The organism is Azospirillum oryzae (assembly GCF_900177515.1).
GTDB classification, from domain to species: Bacteria; Pseudomonadota; Alphaproteobacteria; order Azospirillales; family Azospirillaceae; genus Azospirillum; species Azospirillum oryzae_A.
Genome location: NZ_FXAK01000001.1, coordinates 411,361 through 425,882 on the forward strand (window position 1 = coordinate 411,361; position 14,522 = coordinate 425,882).

19 protein-coding genes are annotated in these 14,522 nt (G+C 64.6%); 10 read left to right on the forward strand and 9 right to left on the reverse strand.

From position 1 onward, the window contains the following. Positions 1 to 15: 15 nt before the first annotated feature. Genes B9N97_RS01920 through mnhG form a run of 6 tightly spaced genes read left to right on the forward strand, consistent with a single transcriptional unit; the run spans position 16 to position 6,073 of the window. Positions 16 to 2,997: a monovalent cation/H+ antiporter subunit A gene (locus B9N97_RS01920; RefSeq protein WP_085082759.1), complete on the forward strand. Its 2,982-nt coding sequence runs from the start codon at positions 16 to 18 to the stop codon at positions 2,995 to 2,997. Then, complete coding sequence (locus B9N97_RS01925) at positions 2,997 to 3,341, forward strand: Na+/H+ antiporter subunit C (RefSeq protein WP_085082761.1); 345 nt, start codon at positions 2,997 to 2,999, stop codon at positions 3,339 to 3,341. The genes B9N97_RS01920 and B9N97_RS01925 overlap by 1 nt, the downstream gene beginning before the upstream one ends. Further along, complete coding sequence (locus tag B9N97_RS01930; protein WP_085082763.1) at positions 3,338 to 4,969, forward strand: monovalent cation/H+ antiporter subunit D; 1,632 nt, start codon at positions 3,338 to 3,340, stop codon at positions 4,967 to 4,969. Before B9N97_RS01925 ends, B9N97_RS01930 begins: the two co-directional genes overlap by 4 nt. Further along, entirely contained in the window at positions 4,966 to 5,454 is a 489-nt protein-coding gene (locus B9N97_RS01935; RefSeq protein ID WP_085082765.1) for a Na+/H+ antiporter subunit E, read from the forward strand. The genes B9N97_RS01930 and B9N97_RS01935 overlap by 4 nt, the downstream gene beginning before the upstream one ends. Next, the gene (locus B9N97_RS01940; protein ID WP_085082767.1) at positions 5,451 to 5,732 is read left to right on the forward strand and encodes a K+/H+ antiporter subunit F; all 282 of its coding nucleotides are present in this window, start codon (positions 5,451 to 5,453) and stop codon (positions 5,730 to 5,732) included. Before B9N97_RS01935 ends, B9N97_RS01940 begins: the two co-directional genes overlap by 4 nt. Beyond that, positions 5,729 to 6,073, forward strand: a complete 345-nt coding sequence (mnhG, locus tag B9N97_RS01945; protein WP_085082769.1) for a monovalent cation/H(+) antiporter subunit G — start codon at positions 5,729 to 5,731, stop codon at positions 6,071 to 6,073. The genes B9N97_RS01940 and mnhG overlap by 4 nt, the downstream gene beginning before the upstream one ends. Before the next feature lie 35 nt (positions 6,074 to 6,108). On the opposite strand, the gene B9N97_RS01950 is transcribed toward mnhG, so the two are convergent. The 3 genes from B9N97_RS01950 to B9N97_RS01960 form a co-directional block, all read right to left on the reverse strand. After that, the gene (locus B9N97_RS01950; RefSeq protein WP_244560501.1) at positions 6,109 to 6,294 is read right to left on the reverse strand and encodes a hypothetical protein; all 186 of its coding nucleotides are present in this window, start codon (positions 6,292 to 6,294) and stop codon (positions 6,109 to 6,111) included. Between the two features lie 102 nt (positions 6,295 to 6,396). Further along, positions 6,397 to 6,972, reverse strand: coding sequence for a transposase (locus B9N97_RS01955; RefSeq protein ID WP_158282009.1), 576 nt, complete (start codon positions 6,970 to 6,972; stop codon positions 6,397 to 6,399). 72 nt (positions 6,973 to 7,044) lie between these two features. Further along, entirely contained in the window at positions 7,045 to 7,338 is a 294-nt protein-coding gene (locus tag B9N97_RS01960; RefSeq protein ID WP_085082775.1) for a plasmid mobilization protein, read from the reverse strand. A 367-nt stretch (positions 7,339 to 7,705) separates the two neighbouring features. Between B9N97_RS01960 and B9N97_RS01965 the strand changes: the two genes are divergently transcribed. Next, on the forward strand, positions 7,706 to 8,050 hold the full coding sequence (locus B9N97_RS01965; RefSeq protein ID WP_085082777.1) for a TraK family protein: 345 nt from the start codon (positions 7,706 to 7,708) through the stop codon (positions 8,048 to 8,050). Positions 8,051 to 8,267: 217 nt separating this feature from the next. Here B9N97_RS01965 and B9N97_RS01970 read toward each other — a convergent pair whose 3' ends face one another. The 4 genes from B9N97_RS01970 to B9N97_RS34660 form a co-directional block, all read right to left on the reverse strand. Continuing rightward, positions 8,268 to 9,503, reverse strand: coding sequence for a type II toxin-antitoxin system HipA family toxin (locus B9N97_RS01970; RefSeq protein ID WP_085082779.1), 1,236 nt, complete (start codon positions 9,501 to 9,503; stop codon positions 8,268 to 8,270). Next, positions 9,500 to 9,778 (reverse strand): helix-turn-helix domain-containing protein, encoded by a 279-nt coding sequence (locus B9N97_RS01975; protein ID WP_167393167.1) that lies wholly within the window; start codon positions 9,776 to 9,778, stop codon positions 9,500 to 9,502. Before B9N97_RS01975 ends, B9N97_RS01970 begins: the two co-directional genes overlap by 4 nt. 41 nt (positions 9,779 to 9,819) lie before the next feature. Further along, positions 9,820 to 10,182 (reverse strand): site-specific integrase, encoded by a 363-nt coding sequence (locus B9N97_RS01980; protein WP_085082783.1) that lies wholly within the window; start codon positions 10,180 to 10,182, stop codon positions 9,820 to 9,822. Positions 10,183 to 10,277: 95 nt separating this feature from the next. Continuing rightward, on the reverse strand, positions 10,278 to 10,481 hold the full coding sequence (locus B9N97_RS34660; RefSeq protein WP_143266314.1) for a hypothetical protein: 204 nt from the start codon (positions 10,479 to 10,481) through the stop codon (positions 10,278 to 10,280). A 590-nt stretch (positions 10,482 to 11,071) separates the two neighbouring features. On the opposite strand from B9N97_RS34660, the gene B9N97_RS01985 reads away from it, so the two are divergent. Together B9N97_RS01985 and B9N97_RS01990 are read left to right on the forward strand one after the other, a co-directional pair. Beyond that, complete coding sequence (locus tag B9N97_RS01985; RefSeq protein ID WP_085082788.1) at positions 11,072 to 11,314, forward strand: type II toxin-antitoxin system Phd/YefM family antitoxin; 243 nt, start codon at positions 11,072 to 11,074, stop codon at positions 11,312 to 11,314. Beyond that, complete coding sequence (locus tag B9N97_RS01990) at positions 11,311 to 11,688, forward strand: type II toxin-antitoxin system VapC family toxin (RefSeq protein ID WP_085082790.1); 378 nt, start codon at positions 11,311 to 11,313, stop codon at positions 11,686 to 11,688. The genes B9N97_RS01985 and B9N97_RS01990 overlap by 4 nt, the downstream gene beginning before the upstream one ends. A gap of 79 nt (positions 11,689 to 11,767) precedes the next feature. Here the strand turns inward: B9N97_RS01990 and B9N97_RS34665 are convergent, their stop codons facing one another. Next, a complete protein-coding gene (locus B9N97_RS34665) occupies positions 11,768 to 12,049 on the reverse strand; it encodes a hypothetical protein (protein WP_143266315.1) in 282 nt (93 codons plus the stop codon). Positions 12,050 to 12,122: 73 nt separating this feature from the next. On the opposite strand from B9N97_RS34665, the gene B9N97_RS01995 reads away from it, so the two are divergent. Next, positions 12,123 to 12,449 carry a hypothetical protein gene (locus B9N97_RS01995; RefSeq protein ID WP_085082792.1) on the forward strand — a complete coding sequence of 109 codons (327 nt, stop codon included), beginning with the start codon at positions 12,123 to 12,125 and terminating at the stop codon, positions 12,447 to 12,449. A gap of 262 nt (positions 12,450 to 12,711) precedes the next feature. Here B9N97_RS01995 and B9N97_RS02000 read toward each other — a convergent pair whose 3' ends face one another. After that, positions 12,712 to 14,418, reverse strand: coding sequence for a methyl-accepting chemotaxis protein (locus B9N97_RS02000; RefSeq protein ID WP_085082794.1), 1,707 nt, complete (start codon positions 14,416 to 14,418; stop codon positions 12,712 to 12,714). Between the last annotated feature and the right edge of the window lie 104 nt (positions 14,419 to 14,522).

The window sequence follows — 14,522 nt, forward strand, 5'->3', positions numbered from 1 at the left end:
CAAGTGTAAGAACGCATGCCCGACGCCCTCCTGCTCCTGACCCTCGTCGGTCTTCCCTTCCTCGGCGCAATTGCTGCCGGGCTGCTGCCGACGCACGCCCGCAACGCTGCGGCGTGGCTGGCCGGTGGGATCGCCGCGGCCGGGGTCGCGCTGGTGTGGGCCGGCTATCCGACAGTGGCGGCGGGCGGCGTGCTCCGCCACGAGATCGCGTGGATGCCGTCCCTCGGGCTCAACCTCGTCCTGAGAATGGACGGCTTCGCCTGGCTGTTCGCGGGTATGGTGTCCGGCGTCGGCGCGCTGGTGATCGTCTACGCGCGGTATTACATGGCCGAGGACGACCCGGTCCCGCGCTTCTTCGCCTTCCTCCTTGCCTTCATGGGCTCGATGACCGGTGTGGTCATCTCCGGCAACCTGATCCAGCTCGCCTTCTTCTGGGAACTGACCAGCCTCTTCTCCTTCCTGCTGATCGGCTACTGGCATCATCTGGCGGCCGCGCGCGACGGCGCCCGCATGGCGCTGACCATCACCGCCACCGGCGGGCTCTGCCTGTTCGCCGGCGTGCTGGTGCTCGGCCACATCGTGGGCAGCTACGACCTCGACGCCGTGCTGGCCTCGGGCGACCGGATCCGTACCCATCCGCTCTATCTTCCGGCGCTGGTCCTCATCCTCCTGGGCGCCCTGACCAAGAGCGCGCAGTTCCCCTTCCACTTCTGGCTGCCGCACGCCATGGCGGCGCCCACGCCGGTCTCCGCCTATCTGCATTCGGCGACGCTGGTGAAGGCGGGGGTCTTCCTGATGGCGCGTCTCTGGCCGGTGATGGCGGGGACCGACGCTTGGTTCTGGATCGTGGGCACGGCCGGGGTCACCACCCTGATCCTCGGCGCCTACATCGCCATCTTCCAGCACGACCTGAAGGGCCTGCTGGCCTATTCGACCATCAGCCATCTCGGACTGATCACGCTTCTGCTCGGCCTCAACAGCAAGCTCGCCATGGTGGCGGCGATCTTCCACATCATCAACCACGCGACGTTCAAGGCGTCGCTGTTCATGGCCGCGGGCATCATCGACCACGAGACCGGCACGCGCGACATCCGGCGCCTGTCGGGCCTGAACCGCTTCATGCCGTTCACCGCGCGGCTGGCCCTGGTCGCGGCGGCGGCCATGGCCGGCGTGCCGCTGCTCAACGGCTTCCTGTCCAAGGAGATGTTCTTCGCCGAGGCGCTGTCGGCCGAGGGGCCGCTGCCGTTTCTCCTCGATGTCCTTCCGGCCGCCGCCACGGTGGCGAGCGCCTTCAGCGTGGCCTACTCGCTGCGCTTCATCCACGGCGCCTTCTTCGGCCCCGACCCGGTGGACCTTCCGCTCACGCCGCACGAGCCGCCGACCTGGATGCGGTTCCCGGTGGAGATCCTGGTGCTGGCCTGCATCATCATCGGCCTTCTCCCGGCGGCCACCGTGGGGCCGTATCTGGATATGGCGGCGCATGCGGCCTTGGGCGCCGCCACGCCGGATTACAGCCTCGCGGTCTGGCACGGCTTCTCCCTTCCCCTGCTGATGAGCCTGATCGCCCTGGTCGCCGGCGTCTCGCTCTACCTCATGCTCCAGCGGCATCTCAAAAAGGGCGTGGAAGGGGCGCCGCTGATCGGCGGCCTGCAGGGCCAGCGCATGTTCGAACGCACCATGGTCTTCCTGTCCTGGCGTCTGGCGCGGACGCTCGAGGGGCTGCTCGGCACCCGGCGCCTGCAACCCCAGCTGCGGCTGGTGGTGTGCGTGGCGGTACTGGCCGCGGGCTGGACCGTCTGGCTGCGCGGGCTCGGCCCCGGCAACCTCATTCCCTCCGGCATCGATCCCGTTCTGGCGCTGATCTGGGCGATCGGAGCGGCCTGCGCCGTCGGCGCGGCGTGGCAGGCCAAGTACCACCGGCTCGTCGCCCTGATCTTGCTCGGCGGCACGGGACTGGTCACCTGCGTCACCTTCGTCTGGTTCTCGGCGCCCGACCTCGCCCTCACCCAGCTGCTGGTCGAAGTCGTCACCACCATCCTGCTCCTGCTCGGGCTGCGCTGGCTGCCCAAGCGCCTGGACGTGCCCGGCGCGCGTCCGCCGGAGGTCATCACCGCGACGCGCCGCCTGCGCGATCTCGCCATCGCCGTCGCCGCCGGCCTCGGCATGGCGGCGCTGGCGTTCGGCGTCATGACCCGGTTCCCGCCGGAGATCCTGGCGGAGCATTTCCTGGAGCGCTCCTACACGGAAGGGGGCGGCACCAACGTGGTTAACGTCATCCTCGTGGATTTCCGCGGCTTCGACACGCTGGGCGAGATCACCGTCCTGGGCGTGGTGGCGCTCACCGCCTATGCGCTGCTGCGGCGCTTCCGCCCGGCCCCCGACAGCGTAGATGTTCCGGAACAGCAGCGCGACCAGAGCGCCCACGACATCGCCCGGCCCGGACGGCGGGAGGGCGACACCGTTGCCGACTGGCTGCTGATCCCGTCCATCATCGCCCGGCTGCTGTTCCCGGTCATCGGTCTGGTCGCGGTGTACCTCCTGCTGCGCGGCCACGATCTGCCCGGCGGGGGCTTCGCGGCTGGCCTGACCGCGTCCATCGCCCTGATCCTGCAGTACATGCTGGGTGGGACCCAGTGGGTCGAGGCGCGCCTGCGGGTGCTTCCGCTGCGCTGGATGGGCCTCGGCCTCCTGCTGGCGACGGGCACCGGCCTCGCCGCCTGGGCGTTCGGACGTCCTTTCCTGACGACCTATTTCAGCTACGCGGAACTGCCCCTCGTCGGCACGGTTCCGGTGACGAGCGCCCTGATCTTCGACATCGGCGTCTTCGCCCTGGTCGTCGGCGCCACGATGCTGACCCTGATCGCGCTCGCCCGCCAGTCGGTTCGCGGACACCGCGCCGCGGCGCCGCGCCCCGCCGACGAGCTTGCCGCCCCCTTGGCCGCCCCCTCGGCCGCCCCCGTGGCAGGACCTGCCGCGACAGCGATGGGAGACGATTGATGGAACTCATCCTCGCCCTTGGGATCGGCGTGCTGACGGGGTCGGGCGTGTGGCTGCTGCTGCGGCCGCGGACCTTCCAGGTGATCATCGGCCTCTCGCTGCTCTCCTACGCCGTCAACCTGTTCATCTTCTCGACCGGCGGGCTGCGCACGGGGGCGGTCCCCGTGCTGGAACGGGGAACCATGGGCCACCTCGCCACCTACGCTGACCCTGTGCCCCAGGCGCTGGTGCTCACCGCCATCGTCATCAGCTTCGCCACCACGGCGCTGTTCCTCGTCCTGCTGCTCGCCGCGCGCGGCCTGACGGGGACCGACCACGTGGATGGCCGGGAGAAGGACCGATGAGCGGCTGGATGGACCATCTGACGATCGCCCCGATCATCATCCCGCTTCTGGCGGGGGCGCTGATGATGCTGATCGACGAGCGGCGGCGGACGCTCAAGGCCGCCATCGGCCTCGCGTCGGCCCTGGCTCTGCTCGTCCTGGCGATCCTTCTGCTTCTGCTGGCCGACGGCATGCCCGCGGGCGGCGGTGAGGCCGCCGTGCGCGTGTACCGGCTGGGCGACTGGCCCGCGCTCTTCGGCATCGTGCTGGTGCTGGACCGTCTCGCCGCATTGATGCTGGTGCTGACCGCCATCCTCGGGGTCGCCGCGCTGATGTTCTCGCTGGCGCGCTGGCAGAATGCGGGGGCGCATTTCCATTCTCTGTTCCAGTTCCAGCTGATGGGGCTCAACGGCGCCTTCCTCACCGGCGACCTCTTCAACCTGTTCGTCTTCTTCGAGATCATGCTGGCCGCGTCGTACGGCCTGGCGCTGCATGGCTCCGGCCTGGCCCGTGTCCGGGTCGGGCTGCATTATCTCGTCATCAACCTCGCGGCCTCCCTGCTCTTCCTGATCGGGGTGAGCATGATCTACGGCGTGGCCGGCACCCTCAGCATGGCCGACCTCGCAAGCCGCATCGCGGTCGTCGCCAACGAGGACCGGGCGCTGCTGGAGGCGGGCGCGGCGATCCTGGGCATTGCCTTCCTGATCAAGGCGGGGATGTGGCCGCTGGGCTTCTGGCTGCCGAACACCTACGCCACGGTCAACGCCGCGTCGGCGGCCATCATCTCGATCCTCAGCAAGGTCGGCATCTACGCCGTTCTGCGGCTGTGGCTGCTGATGTTCGGCGAGGGCGGCGGGGCCTCGGCGGGTTTCGGCGGTGTCTGGCTGCTGGCCGGGGGGCTGCTGACCATCGCCTTCGGCTCCGTGGCGGTATTGGCGACGCAGAACATGGCGCGGCTCGCCGGGGCCAGCGTGCTGGTCTCCTCCGGCACGCTGCTGGCGGCGGTGGGGACGGGGCAGGTCGCGGTGACCGGGGGCGCGCTGTTCTACCTGACCGGTTCGGTCCTGGGGATCGCCGGCTTCTTCCTGCTGATCGAGCTGGTCGAACGCGGGCGGGAGCTGGGCGCCGACGTGCTGGCCGTTACGCGCGAGGCGTTCGGCGAGGACGAGGAGGCGGACGAGGATGACCAAGTCGGCGTCCCCATACCGGCGACGATGGCGATCCTCGGCTCCAGCTTCATCGCCTGCGCCATTCTCCTGGCGGGGCTGCCGCCGCTGTCCGGTTTCCTGGCCAAGTTCGCCATGCTGGGTCCCCTGCTGTCTCCGGGCGGCGCCGGCGTGTCCGCGACGACCTGGGCGCTGCTGGCCGCGTTCGTGCTGTCCGGGCTGGCGACGGTTGTGGCCATGACCCGCACTGGCATCGACGTCTTCTGGGCGTCGCCGGCGGTCACCGTCCCGCGCGTGCGCGTCGTCGAACTCGCGCCGGTCATGCTGCTCCTGGCGATGTGCGTGGCGCTCTCCGTCCAGGCCGGACCCGTGATGCGCTACATGGAGGCCACGGCCCGGTCGATGCACGCGCCGCACGGCTATGTCGGCGGCGTCCTGCCGACGCCCTGGCCGTCTAGGCCACAGGAAGGAGACGTCCGATGACGCGGTGGCTGCCCTTTCCCCTGCTGACCGCAACGCTGCTGGCCGTGTGGCTGATCCTGAACGAGAGTGTGTCGCCGGGCGCGGTCATCCTGGGCGGCGTCCTGTCGATTGCCGCGGTCCGGATGCTGATGCCGCTCGAGCCGCCGGAGGGGCGCTTCCGGCGGCCGCTGGCGGCGCTGACGCTCACGCTGGTGGTCCTGGGCGACATCGTCCGGTCGAACAACGCGGTCGCCCGGATCATCCTGCGGCCCGGCATCAGGAACCGGACCTCGGGCTTCGTGCGCATTCCGCTCGACCTTCGCGCGCCCTATGGCCTGGCGGCGCTCGCCTGCATCATCACGGCCACGCCGGGCACGATCTGGGTAGAGTACGATTCCGCGGGGAACACCGTGCTCCTTCACATCCTCGACCTCGTCGACGAGCGCGTGTGGATCGAAACCATCAAGGAACGGTACGAAAAACGCCTGATCGAGGTGTTCGAATGATCACGACCATTCTGATCTGGTCCATCCTCATAGCGCAGATCCTGCTGGTCCTCGCCATGGGCTGCGCGGTGGTCCGCATCTTCCGGGGCCCGCGGGCGCAGGACAGGGTGGTCGGGCTCGACGCCCTTTACGTCAATGCGACGATGCTGCTGCTGATCTTCGGCATCCGCACGACAAGCACATTGTATTTCGAGGCGGCGCTCATCATCGCCCTGTTGGGGTTCGTCTCGACGGCGGCGATCGCCAAGTTCCTCATGCGTGGAGAGGTGATCGAATGACGCACTTGGCCGAACTCCCGTCATGGGCAGCGCTGCTGACCGCCCTGCTCCTCCTGCTCGGCGCCGCCCTGGCGTTGATCGGTTCGTTCGGACTGTTGCGGTTCGGCAGCTTCTACGAACGGATCCACGCCCCGACGCTGGGGTCGACGCTGGGCATCGGCTTCGTGCTGATCGCGTCCATGCTGTTCTTCTCGGTTCTGCAGTCACGCCCCGTGCTGCATGAGGTGCTGATCACGGTGTTGATGGTTGTCACGACGCCCATCACCCTGATGCTGCTGGCCCGCGCGGCGCTGTATCGCGACCGCACGGAAGGCAACGACGACGTGCCGCCGTCGACTTGAGGGCGGTCCCCCGAGCTAAGAGCTTGTTCTTAGCATTACGCGCTGACTTCCTGGGGAATGAGCCGCTTCAGACGCCTGGAGAGGATGGAGATGAAGGCGATCTGGACGAAGGCAACGAGATGGTCCTTTGTCCAGTCGATGATAATGTTCAATCGACGGTAGCGACTGATCCAGCTGAAGGAGCGCTCCACCACCCAGGCGATTTCGGTGGGGATGAACATCCCGTCGCGGCCGCGGGCGATCGGCTGGACGGGGATGCCGAGCGCCTCCCCGGCGTCGGCGAGGCGCTCGCCACGATAACCGAGATCGCCGATAGCCGGTCCCTAGAAACCGCGCCCAGCGATCTCCCGCAGCACCGGCACGATGCCTTTGGTGTCGTGCACGTTGGCTGGCGCAGCATCGATTGCCAGCGGAATGCCGTACTTCTCCACTGCGAGATGGATCTTGATGCCGCGGATCCTCTTGCCGCCGTCTACGCCGCGGGCAAAACAGCTCGAAGCAGACGGGCAGGTGCGGCTGTCGCTCACGATGGCACTCGGTTCCGCCATATCGCCGCAGGCCAGCCGCCACGTGCGGCGCAGCCGGTCGAGCAAACGCCGCCACAGCCCGAGCCGGGTCCAGCGGGCGAAGAGGGTGTACAGCGTGCCGAAGGGCATGCCGGAGAGCTGACCGATGGCGCGCCATTGCATGCCACAAAAGCACACGCACCAGATCGCCATGATCGCCTTGCGCAACGCTGCTCCGGTGAGCGCCGGCTTGGGCCCGGAACGGGTTGGGTGACTGCTGTCGGCCGCCATCGCTGTCAGCTCGCTCAGCACCTCCTCGACAAAAGCATCGACATCCGAGAACGCGTCCCAGGACGCTGGTGTGGTGCATGCGAGACGAACTGCAGTGCCCATAGAGTGCATATCCAGGCGGTCAGAGCAAGGGCCGCAGACCTACCAGACCGCGCCCCGCCGCAACACCCCTATTCAGCTTAAAGTGGCATCCTGATCAGCATTCCCAGGGATGCGCCTGCCACGAACAAGCTCTAAGAGGCCGCCCAGCCGGCCAAGGTCGGCGTTCACTTTCGCCAGCCGCTCGACCGCTTCAAGGTCCACCACGCTGCGCGGTTGATACCCCAGCCCGACACTCCGCAGATAGGCCGACACCGACAATCCGGCCGCCTCCGCCTGCGCCTCGATGCGCGCCCGCTCGGCCGCATTCACCCACACCTTCAAGGGCCGTTGCCGGTCTCGGGTCTCGCCCGCAGTCGGTGCTGTCATCGGGATTTCCCTCCTGGCGTTCAAAGCGGCGGCAGCCGCCGTAGGCCTCGCAGAGCAAGAGCAGTGTCGAGCCCGAAGGGCGAGTAAGCGCGGGTGGTGGGGGACGACACGGCTTCGCCGTGTAGGCCTACACCACATATCTTGCCATCCGCAAAAGTGAAATTATCCGCAATCCTCTGCAAAACTCTGCGAAGGCATATCCCAACCGAGGCAAAATCGCAGACATTCGCAAAGGTTCGCAGAGTTTCGCAGACTCCATTTCATATAATTTCATACGATTTCATATAACTGCAGAAAATTTCTTATGGTTGCAGACAGTTTCATGGGTTGCTAGCGTTCTCCTCCTCGGCACAATGACGAGGCAAGAATGGCTGAGCAGCAGTCCGCAAAGCGGCGGAAGGGTGATCGACGCGCCCTCTTCCTAGCCAGGATCGACGCGATCCGCACTGAGCTGCAGCAGGGCTGGCCGGTGAAGACCGTCTACAGCAGACACGCGTCAAAGTTGGATATGTCCTATTCACAATTCTGGCGTTACGTGTCCTCGCTGATCCTGGCCAGGGACCCGAAGGAGCGCCTGCGCACGCCCCCTGTGGCACCGCTGCCCGACCCGCCAGCACACGCGCCGCAGGTCTCCAAACCGGACGCTGGCGAGCCCAAAATCAAGCAGTTCACCTACAATCCTCGCGCGAAGAACCCTGCAGACCTGATTTAAGAAGCGACGGATGACTCTGAAGGTCAAACAGGCCGCAGAGGAGGTGCCGGCGTTCCCCAAACCGCCTGTTTGAATTCACAGGATACTCCGAGGAAAAACGGGGGGCGGAAAGTCGATGATCTCATCTGGCTTGGCCCAGGACCTCATCGCCAACGGCCGGCTCGTCCCCTGCGTCGACACCGCAGGACAGCGGGACTGCCTGTCGCGGCACCTCCGGTCAGGGTTTCCGACCGGTCCGCCGCGGCGCGATCACAGACCCAATCCGGCTGCGTGACGTGCGCCCCACCCCGCTGTCCTCGGCAAACTCGCGCCAGCGGTCCACCGCGCCGCGCACCTGGTCAATGATGCCGGTGACGTCGGCCGGCGGAAGGGAGAACTCCGCCGCCATCGCCCGCAGCTGCCGCTCGCCGGGATCCCGCCCTTCGCCCAGGATGGCGGTGGAATGCTCGCCTCCGGGGCCGTCCGCATAGGTCAGGTCGTAGGCCGGCGCCAGCGACCAGCGGCCCGTCCGGTCCATCAGGTAAGCGAACTGGCGGCCGTGATCATCCCGGTTGTGGGCGAACAGGTTGAAGGCGGCGCGCCGGAACATCTCGACCACCTGCCGATGATCCTTGGTGAGCTGGAAGGTGAGGATCATCAGCGTCTTGTAGTCCAGGCTCGGCTGCCGAAAGTCGGCGTGGAGGTGGAGCCGGCCGGCCGGACCGACATGGTCGAACCGTTGCGCGGCGAAGTAGGCGGGCGTCTTTGGGCTTCCGCTCGGCAGCAGACAGGTGGGCGGCAGGGTCAAACCGGCGGTGCGCGCCATCTCGGCATAGGCCTGCTCGATCGGACCGATGTCCGCCGGATCCTCCTTGCCGCGGAACTTTACCAGCCAGTGCGACCAGCCCTCCGGCGCCACCAGGGCGCCATGGATCAGATCGCCGCTGCGATCGTCGTGGCAAACCACCGCCTTCGGCCGGGCGCCGCCGGGGGAGCCGCCCACCCGCAGCAAGGTGGGGAAGAGCGCCTCGGGCGCCCCTTTGAGCACTTGGCGGCTCTGTGCGGCGATCCGGTCGAGATCGATGGCGCCAGTATCCACGGGCTCCTCGGTCTCCGGCCGGTAGACCAGGGCTCCCATCGCCCACTCCCCCATGCAGGCCAGCATGTCGAGGGGCGTCAGAGAGAGGGGATTGATCTTGCTGGCAGCGGCTCGGCGATGGATCAGCAACCGCCCCCACCCGTCGGGCAGGCTGTCGTCGAACACACCATGAAGGCCGGAGAACGGCGCGTCCGGCCCCTGCAGAACGCCTGGGCGCGGGGTTCGCAGAAACCAGGACAGCACCCGGCCGGAGGCGAGGAAGGCATCGTCGAATTCGACATAGGTTTTCCCGTCGCGGGCGGCCAAGCGCCCGACAGCCTCCTCGTCGCCTTCCCCCCAACGCAGCGACACCGCCAGAACGCCGACATGCTTCATCGAACCACCGTCCGGCGCTTGCCCCGCTGGCGCTTCGGCCGCTCGATCACCTCATCGAGGCTGCGGAATTCCGGTTCCGAGAACAGTGCGCCGAACTCTTCGATCGCGTCGAGCACGACGGCGACGCGGATCAGCGCGTCGAACGCCAGCTTGCCGCTGGCCTCGAACCGCCGCAGCGTCCAGATGTTGACCCCGCTGCGGTCGGCAACCTCCTGCTGGGTGAGCCCAAGGGCGACCCGCCGGGCGCGAGCGCGGGCGGCCACGGTCCGTGTCACATCCCCAGGGGTCATGAGGCTGAGTGGGATCATGAGACAACTTATTCCAGAAATTCGCTGTAAGTTGGATTGTGATCCAACTTATATCTGGACACAAGGCAGTGTCTGCTCAAAGCGGTCTGCAGCGAACCGTGGCGACCGAACCTCCTGAAGGGGCCGCTGTGTCGGCCTCGGACCAGTCCAGCCAGCATCCCCAGGATCTGCCGGATACGCTCGACCTCGTCCAGGCTGACCCGACCACCGCGGCGGTCGTAGAGTTGGGTGGTGCGGGTGGAGGTGTGGTTGGTCAGGACGGCAGTGGTCTCCAGCGTGCCGTCCTTGACCAGATCGGCGGTGATCCCACGGGCGCGGACGCTGTGGCACCCGAGCGGCATGGCGATGCCCACGACGCGGCGGCGCACCATAGCGTCGATTCTTCCGCTACTGAGTCTCCGAGGAGATCAAGTGCCACTGCCAGCGACGCAGTGACGATCGGAGAGAGCAGCTCCGGCCAGTACAATCAGTACACGATCCGCTGATTCGGCTGACGGGTGTTCATCTCGTTGGTCTGGAAGCTCACCAGCTTTCCGCCTTTTGAGAAACGAAGATGCGCGAACGCCATTTTCCCAGGAAACTGGTTGCCGACAAGATTGGTTTCACTATAGCTGTACGACAGCATCTTTTGAGCCGTCAGGCAGCGTTGAAGACGAAGCGGGCTGTCCAAACTGCGCGATCACCTGCTCGACGGTCGCGTTCTGCTGCTTGAGTGCTGAGAGTTCACCGTCCGTGATCTTGGTGCCAGACGCGACCGCGCATCCAGACAAGACGAGTGCAACGACGATGGCGGCTAACGTACGCATAGTTCCCCCTAACGGCATGGTTCTCCAAGGTAGATAGCACGCCGTTCGACTCTCACGTAGGCGTACAATATCGTATCGGAATGTCATATCCGCCATCCGGGTTCTGACATGACTCTACCACCGGCTGGAATGACTCCCGCGCCATGGCGTGATCATCGACCCGCTCTGACATCTCAATCCCGGCTCTTCACTTCTATCCCCTGTGGATCAGCGTTCAATCTCGGCCGGCATTCGTATTCGGTTATTCCATTGGTTTGCTGAAGGAAATCGTTCCGCAGGTGTCTATGTAGGGGCACCTACCACAAGAAATTATCTCACCGAGTCAATGACATAACTTTTTGGTCCGCACGGCTAGGGTTGGACGCCGATCCACACCCGCTCCGGTATTGGTCAAGATTGACCAATACCAGCAACATGCCTTATGGTTGGTCAGTCTTGACCAAGGAGATGTGTCATGGACCCCGTCAACCTGTATGAGGCCAAGACCAACCTGTCGCAGTTGGTCGACCGCGCTGCCGCCGGCGAAGAGATCGTCATCGCGAAGGCTGGCCGGCCGATGGCCCGTCTGGTTCCGCTGCGCCGTCGGACGACGCCCCGGCCGCTCGGCCTGCTGAAGGGCGAGGTGGTGCTGGGCGAGGATTTCGACGCCCCGCTGCCCGAAAGCATGGCGCGGGCCTTCAGAGGTGAAGAGCCGTGAGACTGCTGATCGACACCCACATCTTCGTCTGGATGACCAGCCAGCCCGAACGCCTGTCTACGGCCGCCGCTGTCGCGGTGGTCGACCCCCACAACGAGGTTTTCCTCAGCGCCATCAGCGTCTGGGAGATTTCGATCAAGCGTGCCCTGGGACGGCTTCCGTTTCCCCTCGAGCGGCTGGACGCCCTGCTGACGGAGATGGGCATTGAGGTGCTCGATCTGACAGCTGCCCATGGGGTCGCCGCGGGGGGCTTGCCGCGCCACCATGACGATCCGTTCGATCGCGCCTTGGTGGCGCAGGCGCAGATCGAGGGGATGACGCTTGTGTCGGCCGATCAGGCTGTTGTCCGTTATGGGGTGCCGGTAATCGCGTAATCGTAATAGAGATTTCTCCGCCAAGGAGCATCACAGTTCGGGGAGACGGGCCTCTACAGCTCGTGGGGCCTCATGATCCTCAGTCATCCACCCCAGCAGGGCGCCACATTGGTACCGCACCGTTGCCCGGTATCTCCGGCCAATCAAGCTGCGCCATCTCCTCAGCCGATATGGTGCCGTGCTGGTTGAAGGCGTTCTCAAGATGCTGGATGAGCCAAGCATACCCCTCCTTTGAAAGCTCGACGGCTGGTTGCTGCCGCAGCGCAAGTCGTGGATTCATGTTACCGATGCCATTGTGATAATTGCGCTGGGTGCTCGCAAAGCTGTCAGGATGTGAAACAGCACGCAGGTAGGACCCCAAGGGATCTCATACTTTCAGTAGATTACCGTGCCGATCGGCGTCCAAACCCCGTGCCGGTTCACAGAACGAGCTCATGGCGCGCGCTCGAGCCGTCGGGCAGAGCGTAGAGACGCTGAAAGCCGCGATCGCGCTGGCGCTGTCGGCGGCGTCCGGGCAGGAAGCCATGGTGTCGTCGGTCGACCGATCACGCATGCGTGTGGTCATCAAGGACCTTGAGGCACTGCTTGCGGCTGATGATATGGCGGCGAGCACCCTCTTTCACGCACATGAGGGTGAATTGCGTTCGGTTCTCGGCCACCATGCCGACGCCGTCGCACGGCTCATTGAAGACTTCGCTTTCGACGAGGCTCTCAACGCCCTGCGAGTCGGTGTCGCCAAGTGTCTGGAAGATGGTGAATGAGTAAGAAAGGGGGCGTGTATCGATGGAAAAAAGGCAGATCTACTATATCCTATACGTAAGCGCCGCGGCAGAGCAGTTCAGTAAAAAAGACATTCTTAAATTTCTTCGTAAAGCACGAGAGAAGAATCAACGCCTCGACGTGACTGTGGCCTGATTATAACCAGACTCTTCGGCAGCGCGGAAGCTTATGTTTCGCCTACATTACAGAGCATCGACCGCCTAAAGGCGGTCGAGCATCACACCTCTAATCCTTTGACAAACTTCATGCAGTTCTGATGCGTTTGACAAACTCATCTACGGACGACTGCAGGGTCTGCGCCTGAAGTCCGAGGTTGCTGGCGGCTCGCAAGACTTCCGAGGCCGATTGACCGGCTTGATTGGAGGCTTCATTGACACCAACAATACTGCGGGAGACCTCAGAGGTGCCTTGTGCCGCCTGCTGGACATTGCGTGATATCTCGCCGGTGGCGGCGGTCTGCTCCTCCACCGCCGAGGTGATGGTCGCGGCGATCTGGTTCACCTGCAGAACCGTGTCGGCAATGCCCCGGATTGCGCTGACAGCACCCTGCGTCTCCTTTTGGATCGCTTGTATTTGGCTGGCGATCTCCTCGGTGGCACGCCCGGTCTGGTTGGCGAGACTCTTCACCTCGGACGCCACGACGGCGAAGCCCTTGCCCGCTTCACCAGCACGAGCCGCCTCGATTGTAGCATTCAGCGCCAGAAGGTTGGTCTGGCTGGCAATTTGCTGGATGAGCAGCACCACGCTACCGATCTTCTCGGCAGCCTGGGCGAGGCTCTCCACGGTGGCGTTGGTACGTTGCGCTTCATCCACCGCAGTGCGGCTGATGTGTGCGGCGGATTCTACCTGCCGAGCGATTTCAGCGATCGAACTGGACAACTCCTCGGCCGCTGACGCGACGGTTTGGACATTACTGGACGCCTGTTCGGTTGCCGCGGCCACAGAGGAGGCTTGACGTGTCGTTTCCTCAGCAATCGAGGACATGCTCTGGGCATTTCCTTGAAGCTGGGTGGCAGAGGACGATACGGTGCTGACCACGCCCTGCACGCTGGCTTCAAAGCTGTCGGCCAACTCGTTCATGGCGCGCTTCTTCTCTGCCATTGCGCGCTGCTCGGCCTGCTTGGCTTCCTCTTCCATGGTGCGGGCACGTTGGAGGTTCTCCTTGAAGACCTGCATCGTGCCAGCGATATCGCCGATCTCATCCTTGCGCCCAACGCCATAGATATCGACGTTCAGGTTGCCGTCGGCGAGGCCGCGCAGACTGGTGACCGACGCGCTGATCGGACGGCTGATGCCGTATCGGGCGATTAGCAAACCGACGACGATACCGCTGAGAATGCCCAGCACCGCCACTGCAATCAGCATGTTGTGGACAGATTGGGCATTGATGCTGGCGTTCTGCGAAACGGCACTTGCCTTGTCGTCGGTGTATCTGTTGTAAGCGTTGATGGCAGCCTGAAGTTGGTTGGCGGCAGTTCGCGACGTCGTAACAGAGTCGAGAACAGTTTTGCGCGCCGCATCCATACTAATCTGGTCCCCGACATTGCGGGCCTGGACGATTGTATCATCCAGCTCCTTCAGATAGGAGGCATAGGCCCCATCGATGACGCTGAGCAACTCCGCTTGTCGCGTGTCGGCGGTCTTCTTCAGAACGGTGAGCCGCTGTTCGAGTTCGCGCCGCTGAGCGGCGACCTCCTTCTCCGCCTCACTTAACCCAGCGCGTGAGGGATCGGCGGCAATGTAGTATTCTGCGCGATTCAGACCAACCACGTTGCGGTTGGCGCGCGCGCCAGTAAGCGCCTCACGGCCAGCCTGCTCGATCTCACCGGCGTCCCGATCGAGTGTCGTAAGCGCTCGTACGCCCATCACGCTGATCACAGCAGTAACTGCTGACATCAGAATCACCAGGACAAGAATCTTGGCAAAAATTTTCACATTACTGAACTGCATCACTCGTATCATCCTGTGAGTCACGGCTTGGAGCATCTGAAGAAAATTGACACATTATAACTTAATCAATGGTTTAAAGGTATTTCATGGGGTTGCAAATATTT

Coding starts and splice junctions, on each gene's coding strand:
- B9N97_RS02000 (WP_085082794.1), bottom strand. CDS start 14,418: ATGCAGTTCAGTAATGTGAAAATTTTTGCCAAGATTCTTGTCCTGGTG.
- mnhG (WP_085082769.1), top strand. CDS start 5,729: ATGACGCACTTGGCCGAACTCCCGTCATGGGCAGCGCTGCTGACCGCC.
- B9N97_RS01980 (WP_085082783.1), bottom strand. CDS start 10,182: ATGGTGCGCCGCCGCGTCGTGGGCATCGCCATGCCGCTCGGGTGCCAC.
- B9N97_RS01965 (WP_085082777.1), top strand. CDS start 7,706: ATGGCTGAGCAGCAGTCCGCAAAGCGGCGGAAGGGTGATCGACGCGCC.
- B9N97_RS01935 (WP_085082765.1), top strand. CDS start 4,966: ATGACGCGGTGGCTGCCCTTTCCCCTGCTGACCGCAACGCTGCTGGCC.
- B9N97_RS01970 (WP_085082779.1), bottom strand. CDS start 9,503: ATGAAGCATGTCGGCGTTCTGGCGGTGTCGCTGCGTTGGGGGGAAGGC.
- B9N97_RS01920 (WP_085082759.1), top strand. CDS start 16: ATGCCCGACGCCCTCCTGCTCCTGACCCTCGTCGGTCTTCCCTTCCTC.
- B9N97_RS01960 (WP_085082775.1), bottom strand. CDS start 7,338: ATGACAGCACCGACTGCGGGCGAGACCCGAGACCGGCAACGGCCCTTG.
- B9N97_RS01930 (WP_085082763.1), top strand. CDS start 3,338: ATGAGCGGCTGGATGGACCATCTGACGATCGCCCCGATCATCATCCCG.
- B9N97_RS01955 (WP_158282009.1), bottom strand. CDS start 6,972: ATGGGCACTGCAGTTCGTCTCGCATGCACCACACCAGCGTCCTGGGAC.
- B9N97_RS01925 (WP_085082761.1), top strand. CDS start 2,997: ATGGAACTCATCCTCGCCCTTGGGATCGGCGTGCTGACGGGGTCGGGC.
- B9N97_RS01995 (WP_085082792.1), top strand. CDS start 12,123: ATGGCGCGCGCTCGAGCCGTCGGGCAGAGCGTAGAGACGCTGAAAGCC.
- B9N97_RS01985 (WP_085082788.1), top strand. CDS start 11,072: ATGGACCCCGTCAACCTGTATGAGGCCAAGACCAACCTGTCGCAGTTG.
- B9N97_RS01940 (WP_085082767.1), top strand. CDS start 5,451: ATGATCACGACCATTCTGATCTGGTCCATCCTCATAGCGCAGATCCTG.
- B9N97_RS01950 (WP_244560501.1), bottom strand. CDS start 6,294: ATGTTCATCCCCACCGAAATCGCCTGGGTGGTGGAGCGCTCCTTCAGC.